The organism is Shimia sp. MMG029 (assembly GCF_027947445.1).
GTDB lineage: Bacteria > Pseudomonadota > Alphaproteobacteria > Rhodobacterales > Rhodobacteraceae > Shimia.
This window is the reverse complement of the sequence record NZ_JAQJIM010000010.1, coordinates 38,064-52,752: the sequence shown is the minus strand read 5'-3', so window position 1 is coordinate 52,752 and position 14,689 is coordinate 38,064. Positions and strand designations below refer to the sequence as shown.

General features: G+C 56.6%; 14 protein-coding genes. 9 read left to right on the top strand and 5 right to left on the bottom strand.

From position 1 onward, the window contains the following. Positions 1 to 14 precede the first annotated feature (14 nt). A complete protein-coding gene (locus PJL69_RS18390) occupies positions 15 to 1,154 on the bottom strand; it encodes an acyltransferase (RefSeq protein ID WP_271310979.1) in 1,140 nt (379 codons plus the stop codon). 155 nt (positions 1,155 to 1,309) lie between these two features. Between PJL69_RS18390 and PJL69_RS18385 the strand changes: the two genes are divergently transcribed. Both PJL69_RS18385 and PJL69_RS18380 read left to right on the top strand, forming a co-directional pair. Next, a complete protein-coding gene (locus PJL69_RS18385) occupies positions 1,310 to 1,834 on the top strand; it encodes an OmpA family protein (RefSeq protein WP_271310978.1) in 525 nt (174 codons plus the stop codon). Between the two features lie 385 nt (positions 1,835 to 2,219). Then, positions 2,220 to 3,044 (top strand): family 16 glycosylhydrolase, encoded by an 825-nt coding sequence (locus PJL69_RS18380; protein ID WP_271310977.1) that lies wholly within the window; start codon positions 2,220 to 2,222, stop codon positions 3,042 to 3,044. A 68-nt stretch (positions 3,045 to 3,112) separates the two neighbouring features. On the opposite strand, the gene PJL69_RS18375 is transcribed toward PJL69_RS18380, so the two are convergent. Together PJL69_RS18375 and PJL69_RS18370 are read right to left on the bottom strand one after the other, a co-directional pair. Continuing rightward, positions 3,113 to 4,948: a methyl-accepting chemotaxis protein gene (locus PJL69_RS18375; RefSeq protein WP_271310976.1), complete on the bottom strand. Its 1,836-nt coding sequence runs from the start codon at positions 4,946 to 4,948 to the stop codon at positions 3,113 to 3,115. A gap of 184 nt (positions 4,949 to 5,132) precedes the next feature. Next, positions 5,133 to 5,738: a nicotinate-nucleotide adenylyltransferase gene (locus PJL69_RS18370; protein WP_271310975.1), complete on the bottom strand. Its 606-nt coding sequence runs from the start codon at positions 5,736 to 5,738 to the stop codon at positions 5,133 to 5,135. A 139-nt stretch (positions 5,739 to 5,877) separates the two neighbouring features. Between PJL69_RS18370 and PJL69_RS18365 the strand changes: the two genes are divergently transcribed. Further along, positions 5,878 to 6,282: a hypothetical protein gene (locus PJL69_RS18365; protein WP_271310974.1), complete on the top strand. Its 405-nt coding sequence runs from the start codon at positions 5,878 to 5,880 to the stop codon at positions 6,280 to 6,282. A gap of 62 nt (positions 6,283 to 6,344) precedes the next feature. Here the strand turns inward: PJL69_RS18365 and PJL69_RS18360 are convergent, their stop codons facing one another. Both PJL69_RS18360 and PJL69_RS18355 read right to left on the bottom strand, forming a co-directional pair. Further along, the gene (locus tag PJL69_RS18360) at positions 6,345 to 6,794 is read right to left on the bottom strand and encodes a hypothetical protein (protein ID WP_271310973.1); all 450 of its coding nucleotides are present in this window, start codon (positions 6,792 to 6,794) and stop codon (positions 6,345 to 6,347) included. Between the two features lie 262 nt (positions 6,795 to 7,056). After that, positions 7,057 to 8,079 carry a nuclear transport factor 2 family protein gene (locus PJL69_RS18355; protein WP_271310972.1) on the bottom strand — a complete coding sequence of 341 codons (1,023 nt, stop codon included), beginning with the start codon at positions 8,077 to 8,079 and terminating at the stop codon, positions 7,057 to 7,059. Between the two features lie 184 nt (positions 8,080 to 8,263). Between PJL69_RS18355 and PJL69_RS18350 the strand changes: the two genes are divergently transcribed. The 6 genes from PJL69_RS18350 to hisD all read left to right on the top strand — a co-directional run bounded on the left by PJL69_RS18350 (position 8,264) and on the right by hisD (position 14,689). After that, positions 8,264 to 9,313 (top strand): ABC transporter ATP-binding protein, encoded by a 1,050-nt coding sequence (locus PJL69_RS18350; protein WP_271310971.1) that lies wholly within the window; start codon positions 8,264 to 8,266, stop codon positions 9,311 to 9,313. Positions 9,314 to 9,391: 78 nt separating this feature from the next. Beyond that, positions 9,392 to 10,627, top strand: a complete 1,236-nt coding sequence (locus PJL69_RS18345) for an ABC transporter substrate-binding protein (RefSeq protein ID WP_271310970.1) — start codon at positions 9,392 to 9,394, stop codon at positions 10,625 to 10,627. Positions 10,628 to 10,705: 78 nt separating this feature from the next. Further along, complete coding sequence (locus PJL69_RS18340; RefSeq protein ID WP_271310969.1) at positions 10,706 to 11,734, top strand: carbohydrate ABC transporter permease; 1,029 nt, start codon at positions 10,706 to 10,708, stop codon at positions 11,732 to 11,734. Then, entirely contained in the window at positions 11,734 to 12,618 is an 885-nt protein-coding gene (locus tag PJL69_RS18335; protein WP_271310968.1) for a carbohydrate ABC transporter permease, read from the top strand. The genes PJL69_RS18340 and PJL69_RS18335 overlap by 1 nt, the downstream gene beginning before the upstream one ends. Positions 12,619 to 12,745: 127 nt before the next feature. Then, on the top strand, positions 12,746 to 13,279 hold the full coding sequence (locus PJL69_RS18330) for an ester cyclase (RefSeq protein WP_271310967.1): 534 nt from the start codon (positions 12,746 to 12,748) through the stop codon (positions 13,277 to 13,279). 78 nt (positions 13,280 to 13,357) lie between these two features. Further along, positions 13,358 to 14,689 carry a histidinol dehydrogenase gene (hisD, locus tag PJL69_RS18325; protein WP_271310966.1) on the top strand — a complete coding sequence of 444 codons (1,332 nt, stop codon included), beginning with the start codon at positions 13,358 to 13,360 and terminating at the stop codon, positions 14,687 to 14,689.

Below are 14,689 nucleotides of genomic sequence, written 5' to 3'. Positions count from 1 at the left end.
AAACCTCTCCTAAATCAAATGGGCTGACGGGGCGAAACGCGCGCTAGTCGAGGCAACGGGCCAAGGCCAACTGTCCAGGCCAAACAGGCTGTGCGCTCAAGTCCCCAGACAAACAAGACCGTCGCTGGCAAAGTCCAGATGAACTCCAAAGTGATGAGCATGGTTGGGGAGAAAGCGCTGCCATGCAGGGCAATCTCTGCAACGTCCAGAAAAATAGGGTGGCACAAATAAATGCCAAAGGCATATTTTGATGCACGAGAAATCCAGACGGGCCAACGTCGATGACTGAGACAGAGACATCCGACCAGCAGCGCAACCGGCATCAGATAGTCTGCCCAATAAGCCGTCGGATTCACAAAATCCCAACGCCCCGTTTCAATAACATCTCTTGTCGCTAAGAGTTTGAAAACAAAAAGCCCGGTCGCCAAGAGCGAAACTGGGCCCAACCAACTCTCAAGCGTTTCACGATCGCTGCGCTGCCAAAGGCCGTAGATGGCGAAAGCCACGAAACCGTAGCCACTGTAGGTCGCGATTTTCACCAAACGCACAATATAAGGCAACCACTCACTGCCCCAAAAAAGTGCGAAAATTTCGCGATCAAGCTGTTGTTTCATAAGCAGGAAAACCACAACCAACAGCCCGAAAATTGGGGCTCTTTGCGCTGCGCGATACAGCGGGTAGATCAACAACAGTCCGAACAACGTTGGGATAAAATGCATGTGATATTTCACATCTCCCAACAGGAAAAAGCCCAACCATCCCTGCCAGGTCATCAGCCGCGCCCACTCATCGGCGCCATAGCCAAGAGCGTGTGCCTTAAGCAGGCCGTAACAAGCAAAAAACACTGTCCAGAATGCGAAAGGCACCAAAAGACGGCGAGCTTGCTGTCTGATGACACAGGCGTAACTGCGCGGTGCGCGGTGCAGCGCCATCACCAAAAGCAGAATAGAAATCATCAGGAAAAGCTCTGTACGGGCTGTGTACAGAACCGCACGGATCAGCATCGGAACTGTCCGTTCGGCGGCGCTCACATCCGGGAAAGGCTGCCCCTGCGCATCGGCGGTCACATGCAGACCAACCATGGACAAACCTGCAAACAGACGCATTGCGTCAATCCACGTATGCCTATGTGGCTCAGACCCTTCTGCAACCATGCAGTTCACCATTTACGCTACCAAAACACAGACAATACTGTGCCAAGCACGTGAACAAACCGTAAACATCCTGCCTTCACCACAGCAGACCAAAAAACTGGCCTTCATGTTTTTGAAACCCTCTTTGCGCAGACTCGTTGCAAGGAGTGTTTGTTATGCGTTTGGTTTTGTGGGTTTTGCTTGTTCTTTCCTTGGTACCGGCCAATCGTGGGTCCGCCCTGACGGAGGCTGAAATATGTCAGCGCATGATGCAGGAATTCGGCTTTGACGTACGTGATTGCGTGGAGCGGCGCGCACCTCCAACACAGCCACAGACCGCATCGCCATTGGATCCGGAAATACAAGAGAGCCACATATTTTTCAAAGCTGGGGGCACGCGGCTCGACGATGTAGCACAACTCAAGATTGCAAAACTGATTGCAGTGCTGGACACCTCGGTGATGAAATCTGCATGCATTCAACTGATTGGCCATTCCGACACCAGTGGCGATAGGAGTGCCAATCGCGCATTGGCGCTTAGCCGGGCCGAGACGATCGCTGCGGTTTTGCGTGACGGCCTGCAAGACGCAGAGCGGATCGTGAGCGTTGTCTCCTCTGGTGAAACGCAACCGCTGCCGCAGATCAATGGCTCCAACCCACTCAATAGGCGTGTCGAAATTCGCGCCCGATCATGTCGTTGATCCACAGGTCTCGCAGATTCTAAGGCGCTAAGGTGTTGGCCCGCTCAGGCGCGTAGACATGCATGGTAACGACTAGTAAGAGACCGTTTTGCCCCACCGCCAGCATGTCGCGAACAAATGCCATCGCGCGCTCTTTGCCTGCCCTGCCCCAATCACAACCAAAATGGTCGCCGCAGAAACACCTGCTTTGCGCCTCGCGAGGAAGCCCCCCTCCAAGACCGACGCAGCATAGGTGCCAGGCGAGTTATAGAGACTGCCAATCCAGTTCATAAAATTTTCCTAAATTCTTAAATTAACCAATCCACCACGTTTCTATTGCATCCCGCTTTCTCAAACACCCCTAATTAAGGTTAATAAATGTTAACCTTAATTAGGGGTGTTAAGGATGATCGATGACCTCCCGATTGACGATCAAATTGACTGTGCCCCACATTATGCACCCGATCCACAGTCACCATCCCGCGCAAAAATATGGCCCAACACAGTCTGTTACATGGCCGCCCTGATCGCGACGTTGAGCGCGTTTCCTGGGCATGCCGGAGAGTCCCCAATTGCCCCCAAACAAGGCTTCATTGAGCACTTTGCCCACCCATCCCCGGAAGTTTGGCACGCGGCGCACTACATGTTTTCGCACCCTTTCTTTGATACCGATTGGTCACGTAACAACGTCACATACAAAGCCGGGCTGAATCTGTCGCTCAGCCCTCAATATGATCGTAAAAACCGCTTCGCTGGCGCATCTCTGCGCCGCGCAGAAACCAGCCACTATGGCCGCTACTCTGTGGTCATGCGCCCTGCCCGTGGAGACGGTATTGTCACCGGTTTCTTCACCTACACCGGCCCCTATTATGGCGCCCGTCACGACGAAATCGATATCGAGTTTCTCGGTAAGGACACAACCAAAATGCATGTGGCTTGGTTTGTGGACGGCGTCTTACAAAACCATGTTATTCCTTTGGGGTTTGACGCGGCCGACAGCTTTCGCAGATATAGTTTTGAATGGCTCCCCGACAGGCTTCGCTGGTTTGTCGCAGATGAGCTGATCTTTGAGGTCACAGAAACAGACACACTGTTGCCCAAAGAGCCGGGATTTTTATTCGCCAATGTCTGGGCGGTGAGCGGCGCTCTGGAGCCTTGGGCGGGCCGTGCTGTTGACACCGCAAAGGCACAAGCCATTGTGCGCGAAATCGCGTTTACTCCAGCGCACTAAACACCCCCATATCAATGCAAAAAGGCCGGGATGCGATGCGCAGCCCGGCCTTCTCTTGTGTTCTTTGCTTAAGCCGAATGGCGGAAGCTCAGCTCAGCATGCTCGGCATCTGCCTCATGCTCAGCCTCTCGCGCCGCGCGTTGATCGACAGATGAGGGCCTAAAGCTCGCAACCAACTCAGCAAGCTCACTCGCGGCCTCTTGCAAGGCACGCCCCTGCGCGCTTGACCGATCCACCAGACTCGCATTTTGCTGCGTCACCCGATCCAGATCCATCACGCCTGCGTTGATTTCAGTGATCGCTGTTGCCTGGTCTCGCGACCCTTCCGCAATCTGTACCGCCAGTTTGCTCACCGCTTCGATCTTGGTGATGATCTCTTCGATGGCTTTGCCTGCCGCATCCACAAGCTCTACGCCAACCTGAACCTTGTCAGTGGAGTTGTCGATCAACTCTTTGATTTCATTGGCGCTGGTTGCAGACCGCAGCGCGAGAGAGCGCACTTCAGAAGCCACTACGGCAAAACCACGGCCGCTGTCACCGGCACGCGCGGCTTCCACACCTGCGTTCAAGGCAAGCAAATTGGTCTGGAAAGAAATGTCTTCAATCACACGGTTGATTTCAGAAATTTTTCCAGCGGACTCTTCGATATCCTGCATTGCACCAACCGCGCGCTTCACGATGTCGCCACCCCGCATCGCCTCAGCCTTGGTTGCATCAACCGTCGCTTCGACAGACTTGGTCTGATCTGTGGCATTCTGAACGCTTTCGGTGATCTGGCTGATCGCCGCTGCGGTCTCCTCCAGGGTCGCCGCCTGGCTCTCCGTGCGTTTGGAAAGGTTGTGAGTGCCTTCCGCCATAGAGCCGGTTTCGTCCTCAATCTGCGAGATTGTTGCCAACACGCGACCGATCACATCATCCAGCGCTTCAGCTGTTTTATTGAAATCAGTGAGCAGCATTTCATAGTCTTCGCCCACCTCGGCCGTGATCCGGTGGCTCAACAGCCCCTGCGCCAGATTGTTCAGACCGTCCGCCAGCTCGCCAACCACTTCAGACTGCTCTCGCGCCGCTGTTTTGGATTGCTCTTCCAACTCTTTGTTGGCCTTGATGGTCTGAACAAACTCAACAACCGCACGTGCCAGACGTCCAAGTTCATCTTTCCGGGTGTCGCTGGGCACATCCCCTTCAGTGTCGCCTTGGCGCAGCCCGTCGATACGCTCAATAATGCCACTCAAAGGGCGCGTCACACTGGCGGCAATGATGTAAACGATGAAAGCCATAACCAGCACCATCGCAACACCTACGATCAGCGATTGCATGTAGAGCTGGTTCACAACCGCAACTACCTTTGAATGGTCAAACCCAATGACCATTTCCCCGACAACAGAACCATCGCTATGGCGCACGGGGAACTTGATGTACTCCACCTCTTCGATGGACAGGCGCGCCGTTTCGCCCTCCATTGCCAGAACTTCAGATACACCTGAGTCCCAACCAGCCGGATCGGTACCTTCTAGGGCCATCTCCGCAAAAACCTCACCATCCACAAACACCTTTGCAAACAGCGCGTCTTCGATTTCCACGATACCGGCGATCGCACCATTGGCGCCATCTGCGTTGAAGTCCCAAACCGCAGCTGCAACAGGTGGCGCCACGAAAGTCTGCGCCATGACCACCTCGTTTTCAAACGCGTGCTTCAGCGTAGAGGTCTGCAGGTTCATCCACCACAAAGTGGAACTGGTGAAAAAAACCACAATACATCCGACAATCGGCAGCAAAAGCCGCCCCATAATCGAAAAACCTAGGAAACGGTCCAAAAGACGCGTCAGAAAGTTCACAATATAGGCCATCGCCTCGACCCGCAGAGCGGCCCCCAGTTTGGCACCGACAGAGCGGTGCGTTGCCATTCATAAAAAGGACACTGTCGGCAAATCGCAGCGGGCTGTGCCCCCAAACATACATGACATTTGCGCGCGAATCCTGCGCGGTGCGAACGGCAGACAAGCCAATCCTGTTTGGGCCAAACTAGGTCCTTTGCGTTAACAGGTGCTTACGCCAGGCGCACCACGATTAACCCAACGAAACCCCTGCCTAATCTTTAAGCCAAACCCCACTTTGCCTCAGCTCAGTCGAACTGATGGCGCGCATGGGAACATCGGCAAAGCCCCAAACAGGCGGGGGCCTGCGACTCAGCAAGCGCAGTGCGCGCGGGTGCAGCCGTGCGGCGCGATACACCTGCGCGGCCTTGGCGGTGCGGGCTTCAATCCGCTCTCCGGGGCGCGCCAGCACCCCAACCGGTACCCGCTCCATAATGCCTTTCCAATCTTTCCAGCGGTGAAACTGTTTCAGATTGTCAGCCCCCATCAGCCAGACAAACTGCGCCTGAGGCACCACATGCTGAAGCTTTGCAATCGTCTGCGCCGTGTAGCGCGTACCCGCCAGACGCTCAAAATCGCTCACGAAGACCCGTGGATGCCGCATCAGCGCGCGCGCCGCGGCCATCCGTCGGCCTAGGCGCACTGGACCCTCTGATTTCAGTGGATTTCTGGGACTGACCAGCCACCAGACCTGATCCAGCTCAAAACGTTTCATGGCCTCTAGTGTGATGTGCACATGGCCCACATGTGGCGGATCAAACGATCCTCCAAGCAGGCCAATCCGCTGACCCCGCGCGACATATGGCAATCCGTAAGGCACCCCGCCTCCTGACCTTTTCGCACCCAAACTGTCAACCACAAAGCCGTGTACTGTCTCCAACATGGCGTTGCCAGTATTGCGCTGCACAATCGCAGCCTTTACCTTCAGACAAAAAGTTGAGGCCCCCATGACAGCCAACATGACACCTAAATTCGCGCTTCTGGCATGCGCCCTTCTTGCCATCGCTCCCCCCGCTCAGGCGCAACCCAATAAATTTGCCGGTTACACGATCACCACCGGGTCACCAGATGTCACAGGTGTGATGCTTCATGAGGGCTACAACGTGAAACAGGTGATCGCCTTTGTGCAGAAAAGCTGCAAAGGGGGCAAAATCGGCCCCTTCGCGCTGGCGACCAAAACCCACCGAAAAGGCGGCTTTGAGCTAAAGAACTTCAAAACCACCTGCCCCGCCGGCCCCGCCTCACGTTTTAACGGCACTCAAAGCCTGACCGTAGAACATGAACTCCTGCCAGACGGCCGCACACTGACCGAATATTTCTATGTGAACGGGGGCGAGAGCAAACGGCTCGTTGAGTTTGAGTAACCGCGCAGCGCTGTCAGGCTTTTGAATTCTCACGGGCAGATGAACCCCAACCACTTTGACCACTAACTGCGGATCGAAAAGCAAAGGTGCCCGTAGCCTGCGAATGTATCCTGTATCACTCCAAAGATGAATTCAGGTTCCGCCAACAGTCCCAGCAGCAGGTTGCAGTCGTCACATTCTACATGCGGCTGCCCATTGACGCTTTCGGCAGCTTCCGCACCGCCCCCAAGAGCTTTCGTTATAGTGGCTTTCCAGTGTTTGTGGAGATGCGGCGACGCGAAGGGAAAATCAAAGATACCTGCCATGGTTTGCGGGCAGCGCTGGTGAATTTCATGATCTCGATGAGCAACGAACCGGATGGGTTGCTTTTCCTTCACCATGATCTCAACATCGTCCGCTTCGGGTATGTAGGTCAGGTCACCGAGGAATATGTCGACCTCCTGCGCCTGCAATAGGTCGAGCTTGCGTTCGCAGGCACTGACAGGAATACGAAAGCGCAGATCAGGCATCATCCTGCGTCCTAAATCTCATGTAGCGCCCGTAGGGCTTCCGCTAGACGCATGGCATAAACAGCTGATTTGTTTCGTGGAAATTACTGTAGATCGATCACACCACAAGCCTAGTTGCGGATTACACGCCTCAGAGATTGTTACGTGAGCGCAAATCTATGCGGAGCCGCAAGCGTCTACCTCAAGGCCGAGTCCGTGACGTCCTCCAGCTTTGTGGCCATTGGCCGCCGCCGTCAGGCGGATGCCAAACTGAGCGACGTCAGGATTACTCCCAGCCACAAACCCTCGCCCCGCTTATCCCGGTTGTCCGCTTCAGAATATCCACACCCTGCTGTTTCCAGAAATGCAGCAGATCGATGAAAATCCAGTTCTCTGCCAGCTTGTCGCCGTCGCGGCGATAGATGTCGATCACGCGAAACTCTCCGGCCTTTCCGGTTGCAGGCATGCCCATAAACCCGCCGCTGGGAACAGCGGTGAAATTGGGCCAACCAAAAAAGCCACCATAGTGCCCTTCCGCCATGCGGCAGATGTGATTGGTCTTGGAACGCTCGGTGAAACCCGCCCGGAAAGGGCCGGAATGCTGCTTGGCATAGCGCGCGATGGTGTAGGTCGCGCCAATCCCAGTTGGCCCCCACCAAATCATGTCGTCGTGCCACGTCAGGGCCAGTTCTTCCTCAAGTGGCAGCGGATTGTCCCATTGCCCGAGATCACCAATCATCGCCTCAATCGCCGCCAGCGTCTTAGCGCCTTCTTCTTCTGGCTGGGCCTCATACAGCAGCCCATCGTGGGTCATCGGCCCGGGCTGCACCAGCTGCGCCCCGGTCTGTTCCGGGAAGGGCTGCAAACCCGCCTGCATCATCAGATGCGGGATGTCAAAATACATCGTGGTCTCAACAATCTTGCCATCCAGCACCCGATGAAACGCGCAATAGCGCAGAAAGGCCATCTTGCCGGTGGGAGGAATGCCCAGCCACAGCTGATCAAACAGCCCCATCAGATGTCCCATTGAGCTCACCCAAACGCCCCCCTGATCGTCAAACCGGTTATGCGCGGCAAAGAAGATGTCCACCCGGCGCTGCATCCGGCGCAGGCTCTGGCGCAGCGGGGTCCAGAATTTGGCGCCCACGGCGCGCGCGCCACGGATTTCATCAAAGGGGTGGAATCCGCGCCACAACAACTCAGAATCACAGTATTTGGCCATCACCTCCCCCGCATCTTCGGCGCGTGCAGCATCCAGATCGGCATAAAATGCCCGAATAATGCGCTTGGCCTCTTGAACATCATTCATGTGATTTTCCCATATTAAACATGTATTTGCTGCGCATTTAACAACGCGGCTTCCGGAGTCGTTTCAAGTATTTTTTGCATACGTATGCAAAAATGTCTTGCCAAAATCGACGCAGCGTCACTACCTTTTTGCAAACGTATGCAAAACGCACCCGGATCAACCGGATGCGGCTCGGGGGACCAAAATGGCCGAAATTCAGCTTCGCAATGTGGGCAAGCGCTGGGGCACTTTTGTGGGTGTTCACAACTTCGACCTCACCATCGCCGACAAAGAGTTCCTTGTGCTTCTCGGCCCTTCGGGCTGCGGCAAAACCACGACAATGCGGATGATTGCCGGGCTCGAGGATGTCAGCGAAGGGGAGATCCGCATCGACGACACTGTGGTCAACGAGCTTGAGCCCAAAGACCGCGATGTCGCCATGGTGTTTCAAAGCTACGCGCTTTACCCAAACATGAACGTTTACGAAAACATCCGCTTTCCACTGAAGGTGCGCGGCATAGATCCATCGACCCATCATGACCGCGTCATGCAGGCCGCCGAACGCGTCGAACTAGGGGAATTTCTACACCGTAAGCCAGCGGAATTGTCTGGCGGTCAACGACAGCGTGTCGCTCTGGCCCGGGCGATTGTGCGCACACCAAAAGTGTTCCTGATGGACGAACCACTTTCAAACCTTGATGCCAAACTGCGCGTCTCCACCCGCGCCCAGATCAAAAACCTGAGCCACGATCTTCAGGCCACCACCATCTATGTGACCCATGACCAGATCGAAGCGATGACGCTGGCAGACCGCGTTGTGGTGATGAAAAAAGGCGTGGTGCAGCAGGTTGGCTCCCCAACTGAGATCTACGACAGCCCCGCCAATACTTTTGTCGCGAGCTTCATTGGCTCCCCGGCGATGAACCTGATGGATGGCGAGATTACCGGCGGCGTGTTCCGCGCGCCCAATGTCGAAATTCGGGGCATTAATGCCCCTGATGGCCCGCTGACCCTCGGCTTCCGCGCAGAGGATGCAGCTGTTGCCGAAGGCAAAGGCCAGATCACCGCCCCAATCTACACGCTGGAGCTTCTTGGCGATGCCACGATGATCTCCGTGCGCGTCGGGGATGCACTGGTTTCCGTGAAAGCTGACAAGACCTACCGCGCCGAAATCGGCGATCTGGTCTCTCTCAGCATCCCGACTGAAATCTGCCACCTCTTCAATGCAGAAGATGGCGCAAGACTGGGATCTTAACCCAGCGTTCTGCCTTCGCATAAGCGGCCAAGGCCATACGGGGTGAAAGCGCCCCAATTGACAATCAGGGAGACACAAATGTCTGTTATGAAACTTTCAATGCTCGGCGCAGCGGCCGTGTTTATGGGAACCACCGCTTATGCGGGCTGCGGCGTGACCTACGGCAACGTCAGCATTCTGGGCAATGATTTTGCCGCCATTCAGGCAGTGGCCGAAGGCGCAAAGCAATGCGCCGGTGACGGCGTCACCGTTGAGAGCAACCTCAACAAGGACTACCGCGATCTTCAAATCGCCGCGCTGACCGCAAATCCGGCGCAATATTCCACCGTGGTCACCACCAACGCCGCCATCGTGCCGCTGATTGGCGAAGGCCTGATCCGCCCGCTGGATGATCTGATTGCCAAACACGGCCAGAACATCTCCAAGAACCAGCTGATCACCGTAGACGGCAAGGTGATGGCAGTGGCGTTTATGGCCAATGCTCAGCATCTGTTTGTGCGCACCGACATTCTTGAGAAAGCCGGCGTCGACGTGCCCACCACCTATGAAGAGGTTGTGGCCGCAAGCGCAGCGATCAAAGCCGCTGGCCTGATGGAGCATCCTTTTGCCACCACCAGCCAGACCGGCTGGAACCTCGGCGAAGAGTTTGTGAACATGTACCTGGGCTTTGGCGGCGAGTTCTTCAAACCCGGCACCGCAGAGCCGAATGTGAACAACGAAACCGGTGTTGCCACACTCAACATGCTCAAAGCGCTGACCGAACAGTCCAACCCCGATTTCCTGACCTTTGATTCCAACGCGGTTCAGGCGTCATGGGAAGCGGGCGATCTGGCCATTGCACACCTCTGGGGCTCACGCGGCACCGGCATTCTTGATGCCGAAGGCTCCACCGACGAGATCGTCAACAACACCGTACTGGTCTCCTCCCCGACCGTTGGCGGCGGCAGCACGCCCGCCTCTTCCCTGTGGTGGGACGGCTTTGCCATCGCCGCCAACGTGAGTGATGCAGACGCCGAAGCCAGCTTTGTTGCCATGCTCAACGGCATCAGCCAGGAAAACGTGAAAGCCAACAACGACGCAGCCGTATGGCTTGTCGAAGGCTATCAGCCCTCAGCGGCCTCCGCGGGTGTTCTGGCAACCGCCACCGGTGGCACCAAGCCTTATCCGATGATCCCATTCATGGGCCTGATGCACTCCGCACTTGGCGCGGAACTCTCCGAGTTCCTGCAAGGTTCTGAATCTGCTGAGCAGGCTCTGGCCGATGTGGAGGCCGCCTATGTCTCTGCCGCCAAAGAAAAAGGCTTCCTTCAGTAAGAAGCCTTCCCTTGGCAGAACCGGCCCACTCCCCCCGGTTCTGCCGCCCCTGCCCCCTCGTGAACGGGACGATCTGACATGCGCCATAAAACCTTCCTCTGGTTCATTCTGCCCAGCCTTGCGGCGATGATCCTCTTCATTGCGCTCCCGCTGGTGTCAGTGGTTGTCCAGTCCATGTATATCGAACATGAGCAGGTCCTAGTTGTGACCGAAAACTGCGGCCCCTTTGGCTGTACACAGGAAAGCTCTGTGGATACCGAGGCCACAGCGCAGCTGCGCGACGAACAGCCGCTGGGGCGGTTTGCCGGCCTTGCCACCTATTTTGACCGCGGCCACCTTGCCAGCTCGGAAGTTGCCGAGGCCTGGGCCAATCACGAAAGCCTCGGGGATTTCTTCTCAGAGCTTTATAACCTGCCGTTTTACAAGGCGCTGGCCTTCACCCTGACCTACACTTTTGTGGTCACGCCGATGGTGATTGTGCTGGGCCTGCTGATCGCGCTGGGTGTGAACCGCCTCACACCCGCCCTCAAAGGCCCGACAATTTTTGTCTCCCTGCTGCCGATGATCATCACGCCGCTGATCGGCTCGCTGATCCTGTTCTGGATGATCGACGCCCAAGGCGTGATCGGCAAATCCCTGCAATGGATCTTTGATGATCCGGAACTCTCGCTGAAAGCCTCCCCACCACTCACATGGATCACTCTCATCGTCTACGGCATCTGGAGCGGCGCGCCTTTTGCCTTTGTGGTCTTCTACGCAGGGCTTCAGACCGTGAACAGCGACTCCCTTGAGGCCGCCATGATAGACGGAGCCACCAAATGGCAACAGATCCGCTATGTGGTGATCCCCCATCTGATGCCGCTGGCGGTGTTTATCTCGCTCATGCAGCTGATGGACAATTTCAGGGTGTTTGAACCGGTCGTGGGCTTTTCGGCTCAAGCCAATGCCCCCTCGCTCTCCTACATCATCTTTGCGGATATGCGCAGCGACATCACCCGCTTCAACTCCGCTGCCGCCACCTCTGTGCTGACCGTGATCGGGGTCACAATCCTGCTCGCTCCCGTCTTGGTGCGCACATGGCGCGACTTCAAAGGAAAGGCTGTCTGATGTCCTCCACCATTGCAAACCGCTCCTCCCGCAGCCTGATTGTGATCTCCTCAGCCTTTGTGCTGCTCTGGGTGATTGTCGCCTCCTTCCCCTTCCTCTGGACCCTCTGGGGCTCCTTCAAAGTGCAGGGGGATTTCTTCTCCAAAGCGGACTGGACCCAGGCCCTCACCGGCACGCGCACGCTAATTGAAACCGGGGGCACCTTCACCGGCAAAGGCTATGAAGGCGCCTGGGTGCAGGAAGAATTCTGGCGCGCGGCGATCAACACATTCATCATTGTGTTCTTCACCGTCATCATCTCGCTGACCTTTGGCACATTGGGCGGCTATGCGCTGGCGCGCTCGGGTCACAACTATTCCTTCTGGCTTTTGATGATCGCGCTGGTGTTTCGCGCCATGCCACATATCACGCTGGTGTCCGGCTATCTGCTGCCGTTCTTTGAATGGAACCTCTGGGGCCATATCCCCACCGCGATCATCGTGCTTGTCGCCATCAACCAGCCCTTTACGCTCTGGATGCTACACTCCTTCTTTCTGAACATTCCCAAAGACTTAGATGAAAGTGCTAAAGTGGATGGCTGCAACCAATTTCAGGCCTTCCGCCATGTAATCATCCCGGTGATGTGGCCCGGCGTGATCACCACCGGCCTGTTCTCTTTCCTGCTGGCCTACAATGACTTCTCCGTCACCTCGATGCTGCTCAGCGAAGAAAACCGCACCATGGTGCCCGCGATCTATGGCTTCCTTGGCTCCACACAGGAAGAGGGCAACGTGATGTTTGCGGTCGCCTCCGTGGTCTCCGCCACCGCGCCGCTCTTTGTGCTGGTAATGTTCTTCCAGCGCCAAATCGTCTCCGGCCTGACCGCAGGGGCGGTCAAGGGATGAGCGCCACCGCCCGCCACAACGCCATGACGCGCCATCCCGCGCTGAACAGGATGCCACGGGATTTCCTCTCCCTGGGGGCGCACCGCCCCCAATCCTCCCCTTCCCATCTTTCTAAAGGAGATGCCCCATGAAAGGCTCCCGCCCCGAACAAGCCGTTCTGACCCGTGACACGGATATGAGCAAAACCGAAGACACCCGCCGCGTGATCGAAACCATGGTGGATGGTCTCAACGACCACCGCATCGACGACATCGGCGAATTCTTCACCCAAGGCTTCCGCTGGATGGGCAACCAAGGCTGCGGCACCAAAACCGGCCTCAAAGAATTTCAGGACAACTGGCAGCGCCCCTTCCAGGCGGCGTTTTCCGACAAGACCTGCATTGATGAGGCGCGCCTTTACATGGGCGAATGGGCCGCGGCCTTTGGCCGTCAGGAAGCCACACACTCCGGTGAATTCCTCGGTATTGCCCCCACCGGCAAACGTGTCGAAATCCGCTACATGGATTTCTGGAAAGTTGTGGACGGCAAGATTGTCGACAACTGGGTGAATGTGGACTTCGCCCATGTGGCCGCACAGCTGGGGGTCGACATCTTCAACGGCGAAGGCTGGGAAGCCTATGACCGCGGCGAAAAAGAAGCCCCCCGTCCAGACGCACAATAAACCATGTCCCGGGCGCAAGTCCGGGGCCCCACTCTATGAATGAGGCCCCGCTAAACCTGCGGGGCGGGAGACAATGAGATGACCATCGAGTATCTGAAACGCGGCAAAGACCAAGCGGAACGCGCCGAAGATGATGCCAAAACCCGCGCCGTGGTCGAAGCCACGCTCAAAGACATTGAAACCCGTGGTGATACCGCCGTGCGGGAGCTGTCTGAAAAATTTGACAACTACTCCCCGGCCTCTTTCCGCCTGAGTCAGGAGGAAATCGACGCTCTGATCGCCTCGCTGACCGAGCGCGAGCTGGCCGACATCAAATTTGCCCAGGAGCAGGTGCGCAACTTTGCCCAGGCGCAGCGGGACTCGATGCTGGACATAGAAGTGGAAACCATGCCGGGCGTGATCCTCGGCCATAAAAACATCCCGGTGCAATCCGTGGGCTGCTATGTGCCCGGCGGCAAATTCCCCATGGTGGCCTCGGCGCATATGTCTGTTGCCACCGCCTCTGTGGCCGGTGTGCCGCGCATCATCGCCTGCACCCCGCCGTTTCAGGGCAAACCAAACGCCGCCGTGATCGCTGCCATGCATCTGGGCGGCGCCCATGAGATCTATGTGATGGGCGGCATTCAGGCGATTGGCGCCATGGCGATTGGCACCGAGACCATTGATCCGGTGCATATGCTGGTTGGCCCCGGCAACGCCTTTGTGGCCGAAGCCAAACGCCAGCTCTTTGGCCGCGTCGGCATCGACCTCTTTGCCGGTCCAACCGAAACCATGGTGATTGCAGATGAAACCGCAGCAGACGCAGAACTCTGCGCCACCGACCTGCTGGGTCAGGCAGAGCACGGCTACAACAGTCCTTGTGTGTTGCTGACCAACAGCAAGAAGCTGGCCGAAGAGACCCTTGTGGAAATCGACCGTATTCTACAAATCCTGCCCACCGCAGACACCGCGCGCGTGAGCTGGGATGAATACGGCGAGGTGATTGTCTGTGACACCTATGAAGAAATGCTGCAGGTGGCGGATGACATCGCCTCAGAGCACGTACAGGTGATGACCGACCGCGACGATTGGTTCCTTGAGAACATGACCTGCTATGGCGCGCTGTTCCTTGGCGCACGTACCAATGTCTCCAACGGTGACAAGGTGATCGGCACCAACCACACGCTGCCCACCAAGAAGGCGGGGCGGTATACCGGTGGTCTATGGGTGGGTAAATATTTGAAAACCCACAGCTATCAGAAGGTCACCACAGATGAGGCGGCCACGCTGATTGGCGAATATGGCTCGCGCCTCTGTATGCTCGAAGGCTTTGTCGGCCATGCAGAGCAATGCAACGTGCGCGTGCGCCGCTATGGCGGCATCAACGTGCCTTATGGCACTGGCGCGCCTTATCGCGACGCTGCCGAGTGA

What these genes read in the sequence shown, in the direction of transcription:
- PJL69_RS18390 (WP_271310979.1), bottom strand. Translation starts at nt 1,154, where the DNA reads ATGGTTGCAGAAGGGTCTGAGCCACATAGGCATACGTGGATTGACGCA.
- PJL69_RS18385 (WP_271310978.1), top strand. Translation starts at nt 1,310, where the DNA reads ATGCGTTTGGTTTTGTGGGTTTTGCTTGTTCTTTCCTTGGTACCGGCC.
- PJL69_RS18380 (WP_271310977.1), top strand. Translation starts at nt 2,220, where the DNA reads ATGATCGATGACCTCCCGATTGACGATCAAATTGACTGTGCCCCACAT.
- PJL69_RS18375 (WP_271310976.1), bottom strand. Translation starts at nt 4,948, where the DNA reads ATGGCAACGCACCGCTCTGTCGGTGCCAAACTGGGGGCCGCTCTGCGG.
- PJL69_RS18365 (WP_271310974.1), top strand. Translation starts at nt 5,878, where the DNA reads ATGACACCTAAATTCGCGCTTCTGGCATGCGCCCTTCTTGCCATCGCT.
- PJL69_RS18360 (WP_271310973.1), bottom strand. Translation starts at nt 6,794, where the DNA reads ATGATGCCTGATCTGCGCTTTCGTATTCCTGTCAGTGCCTGCGAACGC.
- PJL69_RS18355 (WP_271310972.1), bottom strand. Translation starts at nt 8,079, where the DNA reads ATGAATGATGTTCAAGAGGCCAAGCGCATTATTCGGGCATTTTATGCC.
- PJL69_RS18350 (WP_271310971.1), top strand. Translation starts at nt 8,264, where the DNA reads ATGGCCGAAATTCAGCTTCGCAATGTGGGCAAGCGCTGGGGCACTTTT.
- PJL69_RS18345 (WP_271310970.1), top strand. Translation starts at nt 9,392, where the DNA reads ATGTCTGTTATGAAACTTTCAATGCTCGGCGCAGCGGCCGTGTTTATG.
- PJL69_RS18340 (WP_271310969.1), top strand. Translation starts at nt 10,706, where the DNA reads ATGCGCCATAAAACCTTCCTCTGGTTCATTCTGCCCAGCCTTGCGGCG.
- PJL69_RS18335 (WP_271310968.1), top strand. Translation starts at nt 11,734, where the DNA reads ATGTCCTCCACCATTGCAAACCGCTCCTCCCGCAGCCTGATTGTGATC.
- PJL69_RS18330 (WP_271310967.1), top strand. Translation starts at nt 12,746, where the DNA reads ATGAAAGGCTCCCGCCCCGAACAAGCCGTTCTGACCCGTGACACGGAT.
- hisD (WP_271310966.1), top strand. Translation starts at nt 13,358, where the DNA reads ATGACCATCGAGTATCTGAAACGCGGCAAAGACCAAGCGGAACGCGCC.